This is a genomic window from Stenotrophomonas sp. SRS1, assembly GCF_026130205.1.
GTDB lineage: Bacteria > Pseudomonadota > Gammaproteobacteria > Xanthomonadales > Xanthomonadaceae > Stenotrophomonas > Stenotrophomonas rhizophila_B.
In genome coordinates, this window is the sequence record NZ_JAINFD010000001.1 from 303,952 (window position 1) to 323,879 (window position 19,928).

Annotated in this window: 19 protein-coding genes; 7 read left to right on the top strand and 12 right to left on the bottom strand. The window is 66.8% G+C overall.

All coding sequences use genetic code 11. The features are described 5' to 3' along the window. Positions 1 to 136 precede the first annotated feature (136 nt). Entirely contained in the window at positions 137 to 1,081 is a 945-nt protein-coding gene (locus K4043_RS01350) for a chemotaxis protein (protein ID WP_259260901.1), read from the bottom strand. A gap of 105 nt (positions 1,082 to 1,186) precedes the next feature. Here K4043_RS01350 and flgA point away from each other — a divergent pair, with 105 nt between their 5' ends. From flgA to K4043_RS01370, 4 genes are all read left to right on the top strand, one after another. Beyond that, entirely contained in the window at positions 1,187 to 1,834 is a 648-nt protein-coding gene (flgA, locus tag K4043_RS01355) for a flagellar basal body P-ring formation chaperone FlgA (RefSeq protein WP_265307896.1), read from the top strand. A gap of 109 nt (positions 1,835 to 1,943) precedes the next feature. Next, the gene (gene flgM / locus K4043_RS01360) at positions 1,944 to 2,246 is read left to right on the top strand and encodes a flagellar biosynthesis anti-sigma factor FlgM (RefSeq protein ID WP_265307897.1); all 303 of its coding nucleotides are present in this window, start codon (positions 1,944 to 1,946) and stop codon (positions 2,244 to 2,246) included. Beyond that, positions 2,243 to 2,581: a flagellar protein FlgN gene (locus K4043_RS01365; protein ID WP_123729227.1), complete on the top strand. Its 339-nt coding sequence runs from the start codon at positions 2,243 to 2,245 to the stop codon at positions 2,579 to 2,581. The genes flgM and K4043_RS01365 overlap by 4 nt, the downstream gene beginning before the upstream one ends. 85 nt (positions 2,582 to 2,666) lie before the next feature. Continuing rightward, positions 2,667 to 3,890, top strand: a complete 1,224-nt coding sequence (locus K4043_RS01370; protein ID WP_265307898.1) for an ATP-binding protein — start codon at positions 2,667 to 2,669, stop codon at positions 3,888 to 3,890. On the opposite strand, the gene K4043_RS01375 is transcribed toward K4043_RS01370, so the two are convergent. Both K4043_RS01375 and K4043_RS01380 read right to left on the bottom strand, forming a co-directional pair. Next, positions 3,891 to 5,642 carry an EAL domain-containing protein gene (locus tag K4043_RS01375; RefSeq protein ID WP_259260898.1) on the bottom strand — a complete coding sequence of 584 codons (1,752 nt, stop codon included), beginning with the start codon at positions 5,640 to 5,642 and terminating at the stop codon, positions 3,891 to 3,893. A 4-nt stretch (positions 5,643 to 5,646) separates the two neighbouring features. Further along, positions 5,647 to 7,752, bottom strand: a complete 2,106-nt coding sequence (locus K4043_RS01380) for a PAS domain S-box protein (RefSeq protein ID WP_259260897.1) — start codon at positions 7,750 to 7,752, stop codon at positions 5,647 to 5,649. Between the two features lie 147 nt (positions 7,753 to 7,899). Between K4043_RS01380 and K4043_RS01385 the strand changes: the two genes are divergently transcribed. Then, positions 7,900 to 10,683: a bifunctional diguanylate cyclase/phosphodiesterase gene (locus K4043_RS01385; protein ID WP_259260896.1), complete on the top strand. Its 2,784-nt coding sequence runs from the start codon at positions 7,900 to 7,902 to the stop codon at positions 10,681 to 10,683. Between the two features lie 69 nt (positions 10,684 to 10,752). Here K4043_RS01385 and K4043_RS01390 read toward each other — a convergent pair whose 3' ends face one another. The 7 genes from K4043_RS01390 to K4043_RS01420 all read right to left on the bottom strand — a co-directional run bounded on the left by K4043_RS01390 (position 10,753) and on the right by K4043_RS01420 (position 15,880). Further along, a complete protein-coding gene (locus K4043_RS01390) occupies positions 10,753 to 11,409 on the bottom strand; it encodes a crosslink repair DNA glycosylase YcaQ family protein (protein ID WP_265307899.1) in 657 nt (218 codons plus the stop codon). A gap of 60 nt (positions 11,410 to 11,469) precedes the next feature. Next, positions 11,470 to 11,694 carry a hypothetical protein gene (locus tag K4043_RS01395; RefSeq protein WP_265307900.1) on the bottom strand — a complete coding sequence of 75 codons (225 nt, stop codon included), beginning with the start codon at positions 11,692 to 11,694 and terminating at the stop codon, positions 11,470 to 11,472. Between the two features lie 156 nt (positions 11,695 to 11,850). Then, positions 11,851 to 13,041, bottom strand: a complete 1,191-nt coding sequence (locus K4043_RS01400; RefSeq protein ID WP_259260893.1) for a methyl-accepting chemotaxis protein — start codon at positions 13,039 to 13,041, stop codon at positions 11,851 to 11,853. 164 nt (positions 13,042 to 13,205) lie between these two features. Next, positions 13,206 to 13,820 (bottom strand): high frequency lysogenization protein HflD, encoded by a 615-nt coding sequence (gene hflD, locus K4043_RS01405; RefSeq protein ID WP_259260892.1) that lies wholly within the window; start codon positions 13,818 to 13,820, stop codon positions 13,206 to 13,208. Continuing rightward, positions 13,817 to 14,956 (bottom strand): tRNA 2-thiouridine(34) synthase MnmA, encoded by a 1,140-nt coding sequence (gene mnmA / locus K4043_RS01410; protein WP_259260891.1) that lies wholly within the window; start codon positions 14,954 to 14,956, stop codon positions 13,817 to 13,819. The genes hflD and mnmA overlap by 4 nt, the downstream gene beginning before the upstream one ends. Beyond that, positions 14,953 to 15,414: an NUDIX hydrolase gene (locus tag K4043_RS01415; protein ID WP_265307901.1), complete on the bottom strand. Its 462-nt coding sequence runs from the start codon at positions 15,412 to 15,414 to the stop codon at positions 14,953 to 14,955. Before K4043_RS01415 ends, mnmA begins: the two co-directional genes overlap by 4 nt. 1 nt (position 15,415) lies before the next feature. Then, on the bottom strand, positions 15,416 to 15,880 hold the full coding sequence (locus tag K4043_RS01420) for a hypothetical protein (protein WP_259260889.1): 465 nt from the start codon (positions 15,878 to 15,880) through the stop codon (positions 15,416 to 15,418). A 95-nt stretch (positions 15,881 to 15,975) separates the two neighbouring features. On the opposite strand from K4043_RS01420, the gene clpS reads away from it, so the two are divergent. Both clpS and clpA read left to right on the top strand, forming a co-directional pair. Then, positions 15,976 to 16,308, top strand: a complete 333-nt coding sequence (clpS, locus tag K4043_RS01425) for an ATP-dependent Clp protease adapter ClpS (RefSeq protein WP_123729237.1) — start codon at positions 15,976 to 15,978, stop codon at positions 16,306 to 16,308. A gap of 376 nt (positions 16,309 to 16,684) precedes the next feature. Next, positions 16,685 to 18,964 (top strand): ATP-dependent Clp protease ATP-binding subunit ClpA, encoded by a 2,280-nt coding sequence (gene clpA / locus K4043_RS01430; RefSeq protein ID WP_265307902.1) that lies wholly within the window; start codon positions 16,685 to 16,687, stop codon positions 18,962 to 18,964. A gap of 77 nt (positions 18,965 to 19,041) precedes the next feature. On the opposite strand, the gene K4043_RS01435 is transcribed toward clpA, so the two are convergent. Both K4043_RS01435 and infA read right to left on the bottom strand, forming a co-directional pair. After that, positions 19,042 to 19,410 carry a hypothetical protein gene (locus tag K4043_RS01435; protein WP_265307903.1) on the bottom strand — a complete coding sequence of 123 codons (369 nt, stop codon included), beginning with the start codon at positions 19,408 to 19,410 and terminating at the stop codon, positions 19,042 to 19,044. 214 nt (positions 19,411 to 19,624) lie between these two features. After that, positions 19,625 to 19,843, bottom strand: coding sequence for a translation initiation factor IF-1 (infA, locus tag K4043_RS01440; RefSeq protein ID WP_005409596.1), 219 nt, complete (start codon positions 19,841 to 19,843; stop codon positions 19,625 to 19,627). Positions 19,844 to 19,928 lie beyond the last annotated feature (85 nt).

The following is a 19,928-nucleotide window of genomic DNA, read 5'->3' on the forward strand; positions in this document are numbered from 1 at the left end:
ATAAAAGGGCCAAGCCCCAAGGTAGATCCACGCCATGCGTGGATGAGCAAGCCATACCCCGGGTGTGCATCCACGCGACGCACGGATGCCGTAAACCCACCGGGGGAAGGACGCCGGCGCCAGGGCCGGCCGCCCCTTACGCCGCCATCGCGACCTTCTTCAGGCGGTCCAGCAGGAAGTCCGCCAGCTCATGCGGCGAGTACTTGGCCACGAACGCATTCGCGCCGACCCGCTCGACCATCGCGTTGTTGAACACGCCCGACAGGGAGGTGTGCAGCAGCACGTACAGGCCGGCCAGGCCCGGGTGACGCCGGATTTCCGTCGTCAGGGTGTAGCCGTCCATCGCCGGCATCTCGATATCGGAGATCACCATCGCGTAGCGCTCGGCGGGGTTCTCCCCGGAGGCGTGGATCTGCAGCAGGTGGTCCAGCGCCTGCTTGCCGTCCGAGAGCAGGGTCGCCCCGACCCCCAGCTGGTCCAGCACGCTGCGGATCTGCTGGCGGGCCACGCGCGAGTCGTCCACCACCAGGACCTGCATCGGCGGGGCGTCGGCGGGCAGGGCCATCGAGGGATCCAGCACGGCCTCACCGCGGACTTCGGCGATGTCGGCCAGCACGCTTTCCACGTCGATCACCTGGATGAGTTCGCCCTGGAAACGGGTGACTGCGGTCAGATAGCTGGACTCGGCGCCCAGTTCCGGCGGCGGATGGATGTCTTCGACGGCAATGTTGACGATGCGTTCCACACCGCTGACCAGGAAGCCCTGGATGGAGCGGTTGAACTCGGTCACCACCAGGTAACCCGGCGCCTTGTCGGCATCGGGCTCACGCTCGGGGTGGCCGATCGCCAGGCCCAGGTCCAGCACCGGCACCGAGCGGCCACGGACATCGGCCACACCGGCGAACTGGCTGGGCAGCCCTGGCACCTGGAACAGATCCGGGCGCCGCAGCACTTCCTGAACCTTGAAGACATTCACGCCAAAAAGCTGACGTCCACCCAGCCGGAACAGCAGCAGGGCCAGACGATTGTGGCCGGCCAGTCGCGTACGCTGGTCGATGCGGTTGAGCAGGTCATGGGACATGGACTTGGTATCGGCGGCACCGGCGGCGACTTGAGCGCCCCGCGCGCAGGAGTTCGGCATGACCCTTGCATCGAGCTGCGCATGATCCTTGCCCGTGGAGTGCCCATGCGTTCTGTTCTCTTTGCCGCACTGTTGCTGGCCGCGCCCGCCTGGGCCGCGGGGGGCTGGCAACCCGTGGACAGCATCCGCCAGGCGGCGCTGGGTACGTTGCCGCCCGGCAGCGAAGGTGACACCACCCTGGACTCGGCACTGCGCCTGCCGGCGTGTGGTCAACCGCTGGCCGCCCAGCCCACCGGGACCAGTACAGTGGAGGTGAGCTGCCCCGACGCGGGCGGCTGGCGTTTGTTCGTACCGGTAAAGGTGCGGCGCAACCAGACCGTGCTCATTCTCAATAGAGGGGTGGCCGCTGGAGAAACCCTGGCCGCGGCCGATATCACCACTGGCCAGCGTGATGCGGCACGGATCGCCGGTGCTGCGCTGGCCGATCCGGCGGCGGCGGTTGGCCGGGTGGCGCGCAGGACCCTGAGTGCCGGCAGCTTGCTGTCGGCCAACGATCTGGTCGCTCAGCGGCTGGTGCGGCGCGGCGACAGTGTCGCCCTGGTGTCCCGGCGCGGCGGGGTGGAGGTCCGGGTTGCCGGGCGCGCCATGGCCGACGCGGGCGAGAATGAGCGGGTCTCGGTCGAGAACCTCTCTTCGCGCAAGATCGTGCAGGGCACCGTCGCGGCCAGCGGTGACGTTTTAGTGGCGCGCTGACCAGAATTGTGAATACGGGCCACTTTTACCGCAAAACCTGCAATATTCCCCTAAAGATGGCGGCTGACTGGCCGTTATCCCTTGTGAACCGTACTTCCAGGACAAATCCATGAGCCAGAAAATCGACGGCAACCTGCAGGCCACCGCCCATATGCGCAGTGTTGCGCTCGGCAACAAGCCCAGCGTCAGCACCGATGCCCCGGCGCGCCCGGTGGAGGCTGCCGACAGCCTGCGCCTGACTGGCGAAGCCACCAGCCTGCAGGCCATGCAGCGTGAACTGTCCACGGCTCCGGCAATCGATGCCAACCGCGTCCAGGCCGTGCGTGATTCGCTGCAGAACGGCACCTACAAGATCAATCCCGACGCGATCGCCTCGCGCATGCTTGAGCTGGACCAGCAGCTGCAGGGATGAAGCTGGCGATGAGCGAGCCGCTGCAGCGCCTCAGCGATGCCTTGGACGTCGAACGCCAGGCATTGGTCGAGCATGACGTGCAGGCCCTGATCCGCGCGACCGGTGCCAAGCTGGAGGCGTTGCGGGCCCTCGAGGCCGCATTGCCGCTCGGCCAGGCCGAGCGCGTGCAGGAGCTGGCCGAGCGCAATCGCGCCAACGGCGTGCTGCTGTCGCGGCGCCGCCGCGAGGTCAACTGGGCGCTGCGCCAACTCGGCCGCAGCGAGGATTCCTCGGCGTACGACGCCAAGGGCCAGTCGCACACGCTGCACACCCGGCGGCCGCTCGCGGTCGCCTGAGCAGCCCGATCCGGCGGCCCCAGGCTGCCGACGATGACGTCACCGCGTATATTGGGCGCCTGTTTTCCAGCCGCCCGATGTGACCGTGACCGTAACGTCCTCCCTTGTCACCGCCCCGTTGCCCCCGCATCCGGTTCTGCTTGCCCTGTTCGAGCGGATCAAGGAAGGGGTCCTGCTGTTTCGTGAGGACGGCAGCGTCGCGCTGGCCAACACCGCGGTCAGTGAGATTCTCGGCCAGGCCGAACGCGATGCCGAGCTGACCCCCGCGCAATGGCTGCGCCAGCTGCTACCGCCCGATGCGCTGGAGCAGGCACGCCTCAACGGCCATTGGAATGGCAGCTTGCCGGTCGGTGAGCGCATGGTCATCGCCCACGTCTACCACCACGACGATGGTGGCCAGCGGCACTATCTGGCGCTGTTCCGCCGTATCGAAGGCCAGGAAGACTACGAGCGCGAGCTGCAGCAGCGTCATGCCGAGCTGCGCCAGGCGTACCTGCGCCTCAACGGCACCCAGGAAAAACTGCTGCAGTCCGAGAAAATGGCCTCCATCGGCCAGCTGGCGGCCGGTGTGGCGCACGAGATCAACAACCCGATCGGCTACGTGCACTCCAACCTGGGCAGCCTGCAGGAATACCTGCGCAGTCTGTTCACCGTGATCGAAGCGTACGAGCGTGCGCTGCGTGCGCCCGATCCGAAGGCGCTGATCCCGGAGATCGACGACATCCGTCAGCGCTTCGACATCGATTTCATCAGCCGCGATCTGCCGCAGCTGATGGCCGAATCGCGCGAGGGCATCGAGCGGGTGACGCGCATCGTGCGCGATCTGAAGGACTTCTCGTATTCCGGCCGCGATGAGTCGTGGAAGCTGGTCGACCTGCATGCCGGTCTGGAATCCACGATCAACATCATCTGGAACGAGCTCAAGTACAAGGTGACCCTGCACCGCGAGTTCGGCCAGCTGCCGCTGGTGGAGTGCCTGCCGTCGGAGTTGAACCAGGTCTACATGAACCTGCTGCTCAACGCCGGCCATGCCATCGCCGACCGCGGCACGATCAACGTGCGTACCGGCGTGGACGGCGACACGGTCTGGGTGGAGTTCGAGGATACCGGCGGGGGCATCTCGCCGGATCTGCGCCAGCGCATCTTCGATCCGTTCTTCACCACCAAGCCCGTGGGCAGCGGCACCGGCCTGGGCCTGTCGATCTCCTACAGCATCATCAACAAGCACCACGGCCGCATCGACCTGGACAGCACGCCGGGCGTGGGGTCGAAATTCCGCGTGGTGCTGCCGATCAAGCAGCCGCGCTGATCAGTCGTCTGCCGGGGCAGCCACCGCAGGCGCGGTGTTGGCCCGGCGCTGTTCCTCGTGCGTGCGGAACGCCTGGTGGATGTGCTTGCGCAGCTCATCGTCGTTCCACGGCTTGGTCAGGAACCGGTAGATCGCGCCGCGGTTGATCGCGTCGGTCACCGTGTTGAGGTCCGTGTAGCCGGACAGCACCAGCCGGATCGTGTCCGGGTAGAGCATCTTCACCCGGCCCAGGAACTCGGTGCCGCTCATGTCGCTCATGCGCTGATCGGACAGGATCACCTGTACGTCGTTGATGGCCAGCAGATCGAACGCATCGCGCACGTTGCCGGCCGCCAGGATGCGGTAACCGTCGCGGCGGAACAGACGCACCAGTGAGCGCAGTACGTTCTCCTCGTCGTCCAGCAGCAACAGCGTGCGATCCGGGCGGGTCTCGGCGAATGCTTCCGGGCGCAGGTAGCGACGGCGCAGGGTCATGCCGGCGGCATCGGCCGACATCGGCTCACCGAACAGATAGCCCTGGAACACATCGCAGTCGTTGCGGCGCAGGAAGCCCAGCTGTGCCTGCGACTCCACGCCGTTGGCGATCACCGTCATGCCCAGCTGGTGGCCCATGGCGATGATCGCGCGCGCGATCGCGGCCTCGCGGTTGCCGGCCGGTGCGCTCTTGATGAAGCTGCGGTCGATCTTCAGCTTGTCCACCGGGTAGCGGACCAGCGCGCTGAGGCTGGAATCACCGGTGCCGAAGTTGTCCAGGCTCAGGCTGATGCCTTCGTTACGCAGGTTGACCAGCGTCTCGTGGACGAAGTTGACGTTGTTGGTCAGCGCGCTTTCGTTGATCTCCAGCGTGAGCATGTGCGCCGGCACGCCAGCGGCCTGCAGCAGCGACATCACCTCGGCGAAGAAGTTCGGGCGCAGCAGCTGCAGTGTGGAGACGTTGACCGCGATGGTGAAATCGTCGAAGCCCTGGTCGCGCCACAGCTTGGCCTGCTTCAAGGCGCCTTCCAGCACCCACGTGCCGATCTGCACGATGATGCCCAGCCGCTCGGCGGTGCGCATGAAGCGCTCCGGCACCAGCATGCCCAGCGTGGGCGACTGCCAGCGCAGCAGCGCCTCCATGCCGACCACGTGGCCATCGCGGGCGCTGACCAGCGGCTGGTAACGCAGCTTGAGCTCGCCATTGGGGATCGCGTCGACAATCTGGCGCGCGATGATGCTCTCGCTGTGCGCGCTGGAGGGCGTATCCACCGCATGGATGCGCACCGCATTGCCGCCTTCGCGGGCGGCCTGGTACAGCGCGTCTTCGGCGTGATCGAGCAGGCGCGAGACGCCGGTGGCGTGTTCCGGGCACAGGCTCACGCCCAGCTTGCCGGTCATGAACAGCGTGTACGGCAGCACCGACAGCGGCAGCTCCAGCTGCTGGCGGATTTCCTCGGCCAGGTCTTCGGGCAGCGGCATCTCGGCCGTGCGCGGGACGGCCAGCAGGAACTCATCGCTGCCGTGGCGCCACAGCTTGCCGCGCCCGCGCAGGTGGTGCTGCAGGCGCTGGGCGACCAGTACCAGGGCCTGATCGCCCACTTCGGCGCTCATGTTCTCGTTGACCGAGGCGAAGTGGTCGATGTCCACGTGCATCAGCATCAGCGGCGTGCCGCCGGAGGCAGCCTCGGTCACCATGGCCTGCAGCTCAGGGTTGCCGGCGCCCAGGCGGGGCGGCGCGTCCTCGATGCTGACCAGGGGCAGGGAAGGGTTCCACATGGGCTCAGTGTTCCAGAGAGTCGTGAGCCGTCGCGCCCGAGGCGCGATACGGCAGGTAAAGGTCGATCAGGGTACCGGCGCCGTGCGCCGATTCAATGCGCAGGGTGCCACCCACGCTCTGCGCGCGCTCGCGCATCACGATCAGGCCGAGGCCGCGTGGGCCTTCCGGGTCGAAGCCTTCGCCGTCATCGCGGACCTGCAGGTGCAGGCCGTGGTCGTCGACATCGCGCAGGTGCAGATTGACCTGGCTGGCGCGGGCATGGCGCAGCACATTGGTGAGGCTTTCCTGCGCGATGCGGAAACAGGCCTGCTCGATATCACCGGCCGGCCGCCGTGGCAGTGACTGGATGTCCGGCAGCAGGTCGATCGCCGCCGAGCGGAACAGCACGCCGGCCTGCCAGCGCAGCGCCGCTTCCAGGCCCAGTGCATCGAGCTGTGGCGGGCGCAGCAGGGTGGAGATGTCGCGCAGCTTGCCCACGGTGGCGTCGGCCAGCTGGATGATCTGGGCCAGGTCCTCGTCACGGCGCGCGGCGTCCTGCTCGTCCTGCGCCGCATAGGCCGACAACTTCATCGCGGTGATGGCCTGACCGATATCGTCGTGCAGGTCGCGCGAGATCGCCCGCCGTTCGTCTTCCTGCAGCGAGAACAGGCGCCCGGCCATGGCCTGCAGCTCGCGGTTGCTGGTTTCCAGTGCCTCGCGGATGCGCTCGGGCTCGCTGAGGTCGCGCACGATCAGCAGCTTGCAGTTGCGCCCGCCATACCGCACGTCACCGACGGCCAGCCCGGCCTGGAAACGCTCGCCATTGAGCCGCCGCATGCCGATCACCTCACCGGCGCTGACGCTCTGCTGCGGCACCTGGGCGAACAGCTGGCCGCGGACCCGCGGCAGGTCGTCGGTGGCGACCAGGGCCGCCAGCGGTTCGCCCAGCAGCGTGTGCTGGCCGTAGCCGAACTGCGCCGCGGCGCAGGCATTGGCGTACAGCACATGTTCTTCGGAGAGGATCACCACGCCATCGGGCAGCACCCGCACCAGTTCGCGGAACTGTTCCTCACGTTCACGCAGCAGGCGCCGCGACTGCTCGCGTTCGGTGACGTCCTGCAGGGTGCCGAGCACGCGTGGCCGGCCGGCATCGTCCTGGCCGCTCTCGGCGCGCAGGTGCACCATCAATGCACGACCATCCATCGCCAGCAGCGGGAGCAGGACATCGATCTGCACCGGCTCGCCGGAGGTCATGTCCTGCAGCAGCTGCTCGCTGAGTGCGGCGGTGGCCGGGTCGGCCGGTACCAGCAGCTCATCGAAGCGATGCCAGCGACGCGCTTCGGGCGGGCGCCGGCCAAGCAGCCGATAGACCTGGTTGGCGTAACGGCCCAGCCCGGTGGCGGGATCGATTTCCCAGGCGCCGATCCGCGCCATCTCGTGCGCTTCCTCGACGCGGGCGAGCGCCTGATCGCGACGTTGCAGGGCCTGGTCTTCGCGCGTGCGGTCGATCGCGATCAGCAGTCGCGAACGGCGGCCGCCATAACTGATGAGGTTGCTGCGCATCTCCATGCGCCGGGTACTGCCATCGCTCAGGCACAGATCGGCGGTGATCACGCACAGCTGGTCGGGATTCTCGCGGATCTGCGCCAGCTTGACCTCCAGCGCGGGGACATCGCCAGGCGGCCACAGCGCATTGATCGGCATCGCAGTGAAGGCGTCACGGCTGTAGCCGAAGAAACTGGCAGCGGCGGGATTGACGTCCAGGATCGCCAGCGAGTCCAGGTCATAGACCAGGATCGGCCCGGGGTTGCCTTCGAACATCTGGCGGTGGCGGGTCTCCGAGGACTCCAGGCGGGCATGGGTGCTCAGGACGTGCTGGGCCAGCGGGCGCAGCAGCAGATAGATCAGGGCGGCACTGGAGAGCACGAAGAAGGTGCCCTTGATGGTCTGCCATTGGGCGGCGGTCTGCATATCGCCGGCGACCACTTTGACTGCGGCATCGCTGCACAGGATCCAGACCAGCGCCAGCACCAGGTAAGCCACCACCACACGCCAGCGGTCACGGCGCAGATCGCGGGCCAGCGAGGTCGCGGCGGCGGGTTCGGGGTGGCCTGGCAGGTCGGTGGGCATGGGGCAGGGCGGGCCGATCGGGAAAGGCGAGCGTCATCTTACCTGTCCGCGGTGGGGATGCAGGTGGCCGGAACGCTCAATAATCCGCAAAACCCGCCGCTAACGATTGCGTTCCCGGCTGTCGGGTGCGTTATCGGAGTTACAGGCGTGGATCAAGGGATTATCGCGAGTCTGCTGCAGCACCCGCTGGCGTCGGCGCTGGTCATCCTCGACCGTGCTGGTCGCCCGCTCGCGGCCAATCCGGCCGCGCGTGAACACGGCCTGCCGGCGACGATCGCCGCGTACGGCGAGATGTTGGAGGACCTGCGCCTGCTCGCCGCGGATGGCGGCCTGATTCCCTGCCAGCTGCCGGGCGGCCCGGCCGGGCGACTCGATGGCTGGATGCGCGCCGTGCACGATCCGGATGGCCACCTGCTGGCCTTTACCGTGAGCGTGCCCGAGCCGGTCGCCAGCGTCGCCGGCAGCCGCTGGGAAGTGGCGCTGGATCACGCGGGCCACGGGCTGTGGGACTGGGACCTGCCCAGTGACAGTGTGCGCCGCTCGCGGCGCTGGGATGGCCAGCCGATCGAGGAGTCGCACGCCCGTGCCGGCGTGAGCGCGCTGCTGGAATACGTTCACACTGATGACCAGGCGGCCGTTCGTGCCGCTCTGGACGCGCACCTGCGTGGCGAGAGTGCGGCCTACACCGCCCAGTTCCGCGCCCGCCACCCCGATGGCGAGTGGCGCTGGGTGCTGGACCGCGGCCGCGTGGTCACCCGCACCGCCGACGGCCAGCCGCTGCGCATGGTGGGTACCCATACCGACATCCAGGCCCAGAAGCAGATGGAGTCGCTGCTGCTTGAGCAGCAGGTCCACCTGCGTGAGGCGCAGCGGATCGCCAGCATGGGCAGCTGGTCGTGGGACCCGGAGGCGCGCCAGTTCTGGTGGTCGCCCGAGTTCCGGGCCCTGCTGGAGACCGGCGATGACCCCATGCACGGTCGCCGCCACTGGCTGCGCCAGATGGAGCCGCAATCGCGTGGGCGCCTGCGTCGCGCGTGGCGCCGCATGTGGCGCGATGGCGCTGCAGCGACCCTGGAACTGGAGCTGATCCGCAGCAAAGGCGCTGCACTGTACCTGCGGGTGTGGATGCAGCCGCTGGTCGGCCCCGACGGGCGCATCCAGCGCCTGCTCGGTCAGGTGCAGAACATCACCGAGCAGCACCAGACCGATGCGCTGATCCGCTGGCGCACCGAGCTGCTCAACCGCGTCTCCGCGCTCGGCCGCATTGGCGGCTGCGAGATCGAGGTGGCGACCCGGCTCATGCAGTGGACCGAGGAGTGCTACCGCATCCACGGCCTGCGCAAGGAGCCGATCACGCTGGACCAGGCGCTGAGCCTGTACACCCAGGACTCGCGCGACGCGTTTGAGGCGGCGCTGGTCCGGATCGCCGAGGGGGGGCTGCCCGAGCAGCTGGACCTGTGCTTCTACCGGCAGTCCGGTCTGCGCATCTGGGTGCAGGTGCTGATCGAGCTGGACCGTCGCGATGGTCTGCCGACACGCTTCGTAGTGCTGTTCCGTGACATCACCCGCGAGCGCGAAGCCAACGAGCGCATCGAGCTGCTGGCCCATTACGATCTGCTCACCGGCCTGCCCAACCGGATGTTGTTGCGCGAGCAGACCGCCGATGCGATCGAGGAAGCACGCGATCGCGGCAGCCCGCTGGCGATGCTGTTCATCGATCTGGACGGCTTCAAAACCATCAACGACACCTTCGGCCACGCCACCGGCGATGCGCTGCTCAAGGCGGCTGCCTCGCGCCTGCACCAGAGCCTGCGCAACAACGACCTGTTCGGCCGTTTCAGTGGCGACGAATTCATCGTCGTGCTGCGCGACCTGGCCGCACCGGAAGACGCCGGGCATGTGGCACGCAAGCTGATCGCCTCGCTGGCCGAACCCCTGCACCGCGGTGAAACCACGCTCAAGGTCGGCGCCAGTGTCGGCATTGCGATGCTGGATGAGAGCCGTCAGGATTTCGAATCGCTGCTGCGCGCCGCCGATGCGGCGATGTACGCGGCCAAGGAAGCCGGACGCAATACCTACCAGTACTACAGCCAGGACGCGCTGGCCAAGATCCAGCGCAAGCTGGAGATCGAACACGCACTGCTCGGTGCGATCGAACGCGAAGAGTTCACCCTGGCCTACCAGCCCCTGATGCATGCCGAGAACGACCAGCCGCCGGCCATCGAGGCGCTGCTGCGCTGGCATCGGCCCGGGATCGGCTACTGCAGCCCGGCCGAGTTCATCCCGATCGCCGAGAAGTGCGGCGAGATCGTGCGGATCGGCGACTGGGTGCTGGCCGAGGCCTGCCGCCAGGCCGCCGCCTGGGATGCAGCGGGGCTGGAGTTCGACCGTGTGGCCGTGAATGTCTCGGCCGTGCAGCTGCGTGACCGCGGCTTTGCCGAACGCGTGATCGACATCTGCCATGCGCACGGCTGGCCGCCGCAGCGGCTGGAGCTGGAGCTGACCGAGTCGGCGCTGATCCGTGACACCGACGTGCTGCGCCACTGCTTCGATGTGCTGGAGCGTCACGGCGTTCCGCTCGCGGTGGATGACTTCGGCACCGGCTTCTCGAACCTGCATTACCTCAACCGGTTCCCGGTCGGGCGGCTGAAGATCGACCGCAGTTTCGTCCAGGGCATGCTGCACGACGCCGGTACCGCCGAAGTGACCCAGGCAATCGTGCATCTGGGCCATGCGCTGGGCATGAAGGTCGTGGCCGAGGGTGTGGAGACCGAACAGGAAGAGGCCATGCTGCGCCGCCAGGGCTGCGACGAGATCCAAGGTTACCTGTACTCGCGTCCGCTGGCCCCGCGGGATCTGGCGCTGTGGTTGAAGCAGGGCCTGCAGACGCCGCCGCGGGAGAGCTATGTCGCGGTGACGCAAAGCGTCTGAGGACGGCCTACGTAGCCTTCTGAGCGACCGTGCACCTGGCATGGCACTGACGGCCAGGCGGAGACGGTGTCAAGGGCGCCGCCAGCCCTGTTGAGGCAACCTCGACCGACCTGCGCGCTGCCTCAGGGCGAAGCCGAACAGCGCGCTGAGGCGATCACGGTGGATGACCAGTTGGATGCTGCCAGCAGTGATCCGATCGTGGACAACCTCACGCATGGCGGTGCGGAGCGCCTTCCCGCTCCGGAGATGCAGCAGCTGGGTCGCGGTGAAGACGCCGTGTGCCCTGAGCGTGGTCTCGAAAAGATGGACGGCGTACTCGTGATCATCCGGGATGCCCAGGTCCAGACCATCCGGCAGGCAGCGCTCTGCGACCTTCATCAGGCAGGGATCGCCGTTGCAGAAGTAGCGGCTTTCCCCTGTGCGTATCGACGACATTCGGGGCAGCGCGAAGCGATAGTCGCGCATCGGCAGGTAGGCAGCGGCGTGGAACCAGTACTCGAAGAGCTTTTTTTCGCTGACGAGATGGTTCAAGCACGCCGGGTCGTATTCCGGGACACGATTCCACAGCACGTGGTGATGTGCGCGCTCGATGACCGACAGCGTGTCGATCTGGACGTAGCCGAGGTGAGAGATGGCATTAAGGGCTCCATCGGCCCCTGCGTTGAACAGCGGGGCCGAACCCATCCCCTGGGCATGCAATGCCACCTGTTTCAGGCATTCCTTCATGCGTACTCACCTTGTGTGACGCTGAAGAATACCCGGGTTGGCCGGACCACCGGCCCACGCTCAGCGCGCAGCAGCGCCCAGATCATCACCACTGAGGCCCAGGTCCCACGCCAGGCCGGCGAGGGCCGGATCGATGGGCGTGGTGCCCGGATCAATGGGTTGGTTGGCCAGTTTCGCCAGCTCCTGCCGAGCAAGCTGCTCCAGATGCGCGATCAGGGCGCGGCCCTGCAGGGGAGTGTGGTCTTTGATGGCTGCCTGGAGGGCGCCGTCGGCAATCTGCGCCACGGGCTCCAGGTTGGTGGGTGCTACGGATGCAACGGACAACATGGACGCATTCAACATGGGTCGATCATCTGCAGGCGAGGCGGGTAGTGCAAGCGCAACGGCCCCGGGGTGAGCCGGGGCCGCAGGGTGTGCCGGGGGCGGCACGGTACCGCTGGATCAGAACAGTTCGACCGCGCCGGCGGCCATGCTCTGCTGGGCGACGGCCTTGTGCGGCGGACGCTCCCATTCGCTGCGCATGTCGCGCAGGCGGTTGCCGGTGCGCTGCAGGGCAGTGACGATCTCTTCGTCGATCACGCCGCCATTGCGCTGCAGCAGTTCCTGCAGGGCCACCGCTTCGCGGTTGATCGCGGTCAGGCGGTCCAGGTGGGTATGCACGCCGCCCAGGGCCTGGGTGGCGATGTCCTCGAACTGCAGGGCGCGGACCGCTTCGGCCACGCTGCTGTCGATCGCCCGGCCGCACTCGGAAATCTCGCGCATGCCATCGCCCAGCGAGGCATTGATCTGGGCCACGTTGTCGAGCATCGCCGCCGCTTCCTGGCGCGCTTCGCGGGACCGGTCCATATCGCGGGAAGCCATGTGCGAGACCGTCTCGCGGACCTTGGCGATGGCATCCTTGGAGCTGTGGGCCAGCTTGCGGATCTGCTCGTTGAAGGTGGTCGAGCGCTCGGACAGGTTGCGGACTTCGTCGGCGACCACCGCGAACCCACGACCGGCTTCACCGGCACGGGCAGCTTCGATGGCGGCGTTCAAGGCCAGCAGGTTGGTCTGGTCGGCAATCGACTTGACGTCTTCCAGCAGCGCGAAGATGCCATCCAGGTGCTGCGCCATCTGATCGATGTGCTGCACGGTGTTGCTGCTCTGGCCGCTGACCTGTTCCAGCGCTTCTACCAGCTGTTCCATGCGGTGGCTGGCGTGCTGGGCGAAGCGGGCCACGTCGACGCCGGCGCCACCGTCTTCACCGGCGCGGTCGACGATGCGGGCCAAGGCCTGGCTCTGCTGGCGGGACTTGCGGTTCATGGCATCGAAGCTGCCACCCAGGCCGCTGACGGCGTGGCGGATCAGGTCACGGGCGCGTTCGACTTCGCCGCGGGAGCCTTCGATTTCGTTGCCGACGAACGAGCGCAGCTCGCTCAGCAACTGGTCCTGCTCACGCAGGATGCGGGCCTGCTCGGGCGACCGCTGGTTCTGGGCGCGAGCCGTCCACCAGGCGAAGCCCAGCCAGCTGAGCGTCATCGTGGTCAGGATCGCCCAGCGAAGGGCGGCTGGCCACTCGAAGCCGATGGCAACGGGGAGCAGAAGGGTCAGGACCAGTGGGGCGGCCAAGCGGATGAAGAGGCGTGAGTACATGGACGTTCTCGGGGAGGTGCACGGATGCTGTATCGGCCGTACCCCGGTTTGCTTTAGCCGTCCGCTGAATTTTGATGCATCACGGTGGTCCGCCCGTAACCCTCCGCACGCCCCGGCGCCGGCCCGCGTACGGGCCTGGCGACCGGAATTCCAGGCCGTTGGCCTCAGCGCAGCTGGCGGGCAACCGCTTCGAGCATCGCCTTGCGCGAGAACAGGAAGTCCCAGTACTGGCCGCCGGTCTGGCGCCACAACACGGCCGAGCGGACCGCCGAAAGCAGCAGCGCGCGGATCTCGGCCACCACACCGGCCTGGCCGAGGTAATGCGGGTTGCCCTGGACCATCACGCGCGGCTTGAGATTGCTGATGGTGTCGGCGTACAGGCCGCCCAAGCTGGCGAGCACGTCCGGATGGGCGCTGTCGCCCAGCTCGGTGGCCTGGGACTGGGCGCGCTCGATACCGGTGCTGACCTTGGCCACGATCTCGTGCTCGCGCACGAAGCGCCGCTCCAGCTGCAGGACCGACAGCGCCAGCCGCGGCAGGTGCTCGTCCTGGCCCTGGCTGCTCAGGTAGTTGTGCAGCAGGCGCAGCCCGGGGGCGACATGGCTGGCGCTGCCGTAGATCTCCTGCGGGGTGGCAGCGTCAATGCGGAACACGCTGTCCACCGCGGTACGGACCACGGCGGCTTCGGAGTGGCCGGTTTCGGCGATGCGGCGCACCTGCTGCAGGGCCTGGGCGATGCCGGCCAGAGCAAGAACACGGTCGTCGACGGAAAAACTCATGCAGCAGATACCTCGAAAGGAGAAGGGGTGGCGCGCAGGCGCTGTTCCAGCGGAGCGTCGGTGGCGGCGATGACGGCGCCACCCAGGCAGACCTCATCGTCATACAACACCAGCGATTGACCGGGGGTGACGGCACGCTGCGGTCGGGCGAAGCGCACCGCCAGGGTGCCGTCGTCGTGCACGGTGACGGTGCACGGCTCGTCGGGCTGGCGGTAACGGGTCTGGGCGGTGCAGTCGAACTGGCGCGCGGGCGGTGCGCCGGCGATCCAGTGGGCGGTCTCGGAATGCAGCCGGGTCGACTGCAGCCACGGACTCTCTCGATCCTGGTCGACATACAGCACATTGCTGGCGACATCCTTGCCGACCACGTACCACGGCGCCGCCGGCCGGCCACGCACGCCGCCGATGTTCAGGCCTTCGCGCTGGCCCAATGTGAAATAGAACACGCCGGGATGTTCGGCGATCAGGGCGCCATCCGGATCGCGGATCTCGCCGCTTTTGGCTGGCAGGTAACGGCCGAGGAACTCGCGGAAGTCGCGTTCGCCAATGAAGCAGATGCCGGTGGAATCCTTCTTGGCATGGGTCGGCAGGCGCGCATCCCGGGCGATCCGGCGCAGATCGCTCTTCTGCAGGTCGCCGATCGGGAACAGGGTCGCGGCCAGCTGTTGCTGGCCCAGCTGGTGCAGGAAATAGCTCTGGTCCTTGCTGCGGTCGGCGCCGCGCAGCAGGGCCCAGCGTCCGTCGATCTGCGCGATGCGGGCGTAGTGCCCGGTCGCGATGCGCTCGGCGCCAAGCTCGCGCGCGGCGTCGAGAAAATGCTTGAACTTCACTTCGCGGTTGCACAGCACGTCCGGGTTGGGCGTGCGCCCGGCGGCGTACTCGGCCAGGAAGTGTTCAAACACGCCCTGCCAGTACTCGCCGGAGAAATCGCGGAAGTGGAACGGAATGCCCAGCAGGCCGCAGACCGCCACGGCATCGCGGCGGTCGTCCTCGGCGCGGCAGTCGCCGCTGCCGTCATCGGCCCAGTTCTGCATGAACAGGCCGGCGACCGGCTCGCCCTGCTGGACCAGCCGCCAGGCGGCCACTGAGGAATCCACGCCCCCGGAGACGCCTACCATCACGCGCGGGGTGCTCATCGGGCCTCCCGCACGATCGACAGCGGGTGGCGCTGGCCGGCCAGATAGTCGGCCACCACCTCCCACACCAGCGGGCTGCGCAGGCGGGTAGGGTCGGCCCTCAGTTCGGCGGGTGTCAGCCACAGAGCGCGCAGGATCCCGTCGTCCAGCGGACGGTCGGGATCGTGCGACTGCGGCTCGGCCGCATAGGCAAAGCGCAGGAACGGCGTGCCATCCGGTGCGGTCCACTGGTAGGTGCCGATGAAGGCGCTCAGGCGCACCGTCCAGCCGGTTTCCTCCAGCGTTTCACGGACCGCGGCGGCGGCCAGGGTCTCGTTCGGCTCCAGGTGCCCAGCCGGCTGGTTCAGCACTTGGCGGCCGTCGATGGCTTCCTCGACCAGCAACAGCCGCCCGTCGCGGACCACAACCGTGGCCACGGTGACATGGGGCGCCCAGCGCGGTTCCTGCACGTCATTCACCTCAGTATTCGTCCTGCTCGGTCAGCTCCAGCTCCATCGCATCGGCGGTGCGGATGGCCGCATCGATGGCGTCGCTGAGTGCCTCGGGGGTGGCATTGGCGTCAACCTTGACCACGAACATCGCCAGCTGATCCTGCTTCACCCAGGCGCCCATCTTGGCATCCTGGGAGTCTTCGAGCAGGCGGTTGGCCACGGCGGCCGGGAACTGCTTGCCCGGCGAGTTGTAGGCCGGCGACCAGATCTCGCGGATCTTGTGCTTGCCGAATTCCTCGACGGTGGAGCGCACGAAAGCCAGCTGGCTGCGGCCATCATCCATGTCGAAGACCATTTTGTAGTCGCCGTCTTCGTCCACCTCGTAGGTGTACTCCAGCGTGTCCAGAGCACGCCCGACAGCCTTGTCCGCTTCGGCCGCATGGGCGCTGGTGGCAGTGATGGCCAGCAGCAGTGCGGCAGCAATCCTTTTCATGAAATCCCTGTGAAAGTCTGGTTGGAGAGTGCAGATTGTGAAGGGCGGTGGGGGGCAACGTCCAATCCGGCGGAGCAGGGCCCTATAATGTGGGGATGCCCCGCGAGACTTCCCACGAAACTCATCACGACCACGGCGTGCTGCTTGAGCCTGCACGCCCCGAGGTCGCGCCACCGCCGATGTACCAGGTGATGCTGTTGAACGACGACTACACTCCGATGGATTTCGTGGTGACGGTTCTGCAGCACTTCTTCTCGATGGATCTGGACAAGGCCACCCAGGTGATGCTCCACGTGCATACCCGCGGCCGCGGCGTGTGCGGGGTGTTCACCCGCGAGGTCGCCGAATCCAAGGTCGCCCAGGTCAATGAATTCTCGCGCATGAACCAGCACCCGCTGCTGTGCACGATGGAAAAGACCAGCGGCTGACCGTTGGCGCGGGCCAGCACTGCGTGCGCCCGCGATCCGCACTGTTCCACCCACAATGACATCCGGCCCTCAGCGGCCGGCGTGTCCCTGCGCCGTACCTGCTGCGAAGCCCATCCTGGCGGTCCGGCCATGGCAGCCGCGCCACGCCCTTCTCCGCGCGAGCGCCCGTCCGCCGCCACATCCTCGGCTGACCGTGACAGTGCCATCACGGCCAAGCTGCCATTTCGTGGCCGGAAGATCGTGCATGATGGAGGCTCGTCGAATGGACGGAGCGATCAGGCAAGTGCTAACGCCATCTGAACGCACCGATCCGCTAGGGTGATGGAAATCGTGAAGGTTGGCCGCATATTGTTCCTAACTGCCGCCGGAGTTAATCATGTTCAGTAAAGACCTCGAACACACCATCGGACAGTGCTACAAGCGCGCCCGTGAGGCCCGGCATGAATTCATGACGGTGGAACACCTGCTGCTGGCACTGCTCGACAACCCGTCCGCCCAAGCCGTCCTCAAGGCCTGCGGCGCGGATGCCGACCGCCTGCGCCAGGAACTGGAGCAGGCCATCGAGGCCTCGGTCTCGCGCTTGGCCGAAGATGATGGGCGCGATACCCAGCCGACGCTGGGCTTCCAGCGCGTGCTGCAGCGCGCGGTGTACCACGTGCAGTCCTCGGGCAAGAAGGAAGTCACCGGCGCCAATGTGCTGGTCGCGATCTTCGGCGAGAAAGACTCGCACGCCGTGTACTACCTCAACCAGCAGGACGTCACCCGGCTGGATATCGTCAATTACCTCTCCCATGGCATCGCCAAGCTGGGCGAGGAGGGCGAAGTGCCGCCTGCCGCCGATGGCGAAGGGCGTGCGGAGGGGGCCGAGGGCGAAGGCAAGGGCGATGCCCTGGCCGAGTTCGCCAGCAACCTCAACGATCAGGCCCGCAACGGCAAGATCGACCCGCTGGTCGGCCGTGCCGATGAGATCGAGCGCACCATCCAGGTCCTGTGCCGCCGCCGCAAGAACAACCCGCTCTACGTGGGTGAGGCCGGCGTGGGCAAGACCGCCATCGCTGAAGGCTTGGCCAAGCGCATCGTGGAAGGCTCGGTGCCGGACGTGCTCGCCGATGCGGTGATCTACTCGCTGGACCTGGGCGCCCTGGTGGCCGGGACCAAGTACCGCGGCGATTTCGAGAAGCGCCTGAAGGGCGTGCTGACCGCGATGAAGAAGCTGCCCAACGCAGTGCTGTTCATCGATGAGATCCACACCATCATCGGTGCCGGTTCCGCCTCGGGCGGCACCATGGATGCCTCCAACCTGATCAAGCCGGCCCTGGCCTCGGGCGAGCTGCGCTGCATCGGCTCGACCACGTTCCAAGAATACCGCGGCATCTTCGAGAAGGACCGGGCCCTGGCCCGCCGCTTCCAGAAGATCGACATCGTCGAGCCGACCGTGGGCGAAACCTACGAAATCCTGCAGGGCCTCAAGCCCAAGTACGAAGCCCACCACGGCGTGACCTACGCCGATGACGCGCTTCAGGCCGCGGTGGATCTGTCGGTCAAGCACATCAATGACCGGCTGCTGCCGGACAAGGCGATCGATGTGATCGACGAGGCCGGTGCCCGCCAGCGGCTGCTGCCGGACGGTGAGCGCAAGGAATTGATCGACATCGAGGAGATCGAGACCATCGTCGCCAAGATGGCTCGGATCCCGGCCAAGCAGGTCAGCGCGACCGACAAGGACGTGCTCCAGCATCTGGAGCGCAACCTGAAGATGGTGATCTTCGGCCAGGACCCGGCCATCGAGACACTGTCCTCGGCGATCAAGCTGGCCCGCTCGGGCTTGGCCAATCCGGAAAAGCCGATCGGCAACTTCCTGTTCTCCGGCCCGACCGGCGTGGGCAAGACCGAGGTGACCAAGCAGCTCGCGCTGCAACTGGGCATCGAGCTGGTCCGCTTCGACATGAGCGAGTACATGGAGTCGCATTCGATCAGCCGTCTGATCGGTGCTCCTCCGGGCTATGTCGGGTTCGACCAGGGCGGCCTGCTGACCGAGAAGATCGTCAAGACCCCGCACTGCGTGCTGCTGCTGGACGAGGTGGAAAAAGCCCATCCGGACATCTTCAACATCCTGCTGCAGGTCATGGACCGCGGTGTGCTGACCGACACCAACGGCCGTGAGGCGAACTTCAAGAACGTGGTGCTGGTGATGACCACCAATGCCGGCGCGGCCCAGGCCTCGCGGCGTTCGATCGGCTTCACCCGCCAGGACCATGCCACCGACGCGATGGAAGTCATCCGCAAGAGCTTCACGCCGGAGTTCCGCAACCGTCTGGATGCGATCGTGCAGTTCCAGGCGCTGGGCTTCGAGCACATCCTGCGCGTGGTGGACAAGTTCCTGATCGAGCTGGAAATGCTGCTGCAGGAAAAGCACGTCAGCCTGTCGGCCACCCCGACCGCGCGCGACTGGCTGGCCCACCATGGCTTCGACCCGCTGATGGGTGCGCGCCCGATGGCTCGCGTGATCCAGGACAAGATCAAGCGTCCGCTGGCCGACGAGCTGCTGTTCGGCAAGCTGGTCAACGGTGGTAAGGTCAGCATCGACGTCCGCGACGACCAGTTGTTCGTGGAGACCGAGGCCGAGCCGGAGCGTCTGCTGCCGGCCACGGTGTAACGCCGGCCTCGACCGCGGTGATGAAATCGAAAAAGCCCCCGCAAGGGGGCTTTTTTGTGCGCGGACCCGCGGCTTGCTCAACGGCGCATGCGTGCCTTGCGGGCGAATTCTTCGGCGCTCAGGGGCTCCACCGCAGCCACGGCGCAGCTCTGTGAACTGGTCTGGAGCTTGGTCACCCCGGCGCCGCACAGCTGCCCATCCTGGCCGGGGGTGGCGAACGTCAGCTTCGGGGACATCGCGGCGCTGGTGCAGGAGCGTTCAAAGCGCACGAGGTAATGCTGATCGCCATTGCGCAGCAGCACATCGCGATCGGCGCGGTTGCGCACCACTTGCTGGTCGGAGGACAGGGTGATGCAGTCCGTGGGTGCGGCGGGCTCGGCGGCCTGGGCCGACGCAGCGGTGGCGACGCAGGAGGCGAGCAGGAGCAGGGAGAACAAGCGCTTCATGGCGGGGGCCATCGGGCAGGATCCGGATTGGATCGAGAGACATCGTGGACCGTTGCGCGCAAGGGCGAATCTGCATCAAGGCATCCTGACCGACGTCAGGGTGCACTGGGTCAGGGTGTCGCTTGGCAGGGTAAGGACGCCGCCGGCTGAATGCCGCCCACGCGAAAAGGCCAGCACCTGGCTGGCCTTCTGGCGGGAACAACCCCCGGACCGCTTATTTCATGCGGTAGGTGATGCGACCCTTGGTCAGGTCGTACGGGGTCATTTCGACCTTGACGCGGTCGCCCGTCAGGATGCGGATGTAGTTCTTGCGCATGCGGCCGGAGATGTGGGCGATGATTTCATGCCCATTTTCCAGTCGTACGCGGAAAGTGGTGTTCGGCAGCGTCTCGCTGACGGTGCCTTCGAACTCGATGGAGTCGTCTTTCGACATGTAGTCCTGTGCAGTTCTGTAACCGGCCGAGCTGGCCTGAAGAGCGGGCATTTTACGCGCGTCGGGCGTTTGATGCAAAGTTTTG

Excerpts from the sequence above, each read along its gene's own strand:
- K4043_RS01350 (WP_259260901.1), bottom strand. The coding sequence starts at position 1,081 with ATGTCCCATGACCTGCTCAACCGCATCGACCAGCGTACGCGACTGGCC.
- flgA (WP_265307896.1), top strand. The coding sequence starts at position 1,187 with ATGCGTTCTGTTCTCTTTGCCGCACTGTTGCTGGCCGCGCCCGCCTGG.
- flgM (WP_265307897.1), top strand. The coding sequence starts at position 1,944 with ATGAGCCAGAAAATCGACGGCAACCTGCAGGCCACCGCCCATATGCGC.
- K4043_RS01365 (WP_123729227.1), top strand. The coding sequence starts at position 2,243 with ATGAAGCTGGCGATGAGCGAGCCGCTGCAGCGCCTCAGCGATGCCTTG.
- K4043_RS01375 (WP_259260898.1), bottom strand. The coding sequence starts at position 5,642 with ATGTGGAACCCTTCCCTGCCCCTGGTCAGCATCGAGGACGCGCCGCCC.
- K4043_RS01380 (WP_259260897.1), bottom strand. The coding sequence starts at position 7,752 with ATGCCCACCGACCTGCCAGGCCACCCCGAACCCGCCGCCGCGACCTCG.
- K4043_RS01390 (WP_265307899.1), bottom strand. The coding sequence starts at position 11,409 with ATGAAGGAATGCCTGAAACAGGTGGCATTGCATGCCCAGGGGATGGGT.
- K4043_RS01400 (WP_259260893.1), bottom strand. The coding sequence starts at position 13,041 with ATGTACTCACGCCTCTTCATCCGCTTGGCCGCCCCACTGGTCCTGACC.
- hflD (WP_259260892.1), bottom strand. The coding sequence starts at position 13,820 with ATGAGTTTTTCCGTCGACGACCGTGTTCTTGCTCTGGCCGGCATCGCC.
- mnmA (WP_259260891.1), bottom strand. The coding sequence starts at position 14,956 with ATGAGCACCCCGCGCGTGATGGTAGGCGTCTCCGGGGGCGTGGATTCC.
- K4043_RS01420 (WP_259260889.1), bottom strand. The coding sequence starts at position 15,880 with ATGAAAAGGATTGCTGCCGCACTGCTGCTGGCCATCACTGCCACCAGC.
- clpS (WP_123729237.1), top strand. The coding sequence starts at position 15,976 with ATGCCCCGCGAGACTTCCCACGAAACTCATCACGACCACGGCGTGCTG.
- clpA (WP_265307902.1), top strand. The coding sequence starts at position 16,685 with ATGTTCAGTAAAGACCTCGAACACACCATCGGACAGTGCTACAAGCGC.
- K4043_RS01435 (WP_265307903.1), bottom strand. The coding sequence starts at position 19,410 with ATGAAGCGCTTGTTCTCCCTGCTCCTGCTCGCCTCCTGCGTCGCCACC.
- infA (WP_005409596.1), bottom strand. The coding sequence starts at position 19,843 with ATGTCGAAAGACGACTCCATCGAGTTCGAAGGCACCGTCAGCGAGACG.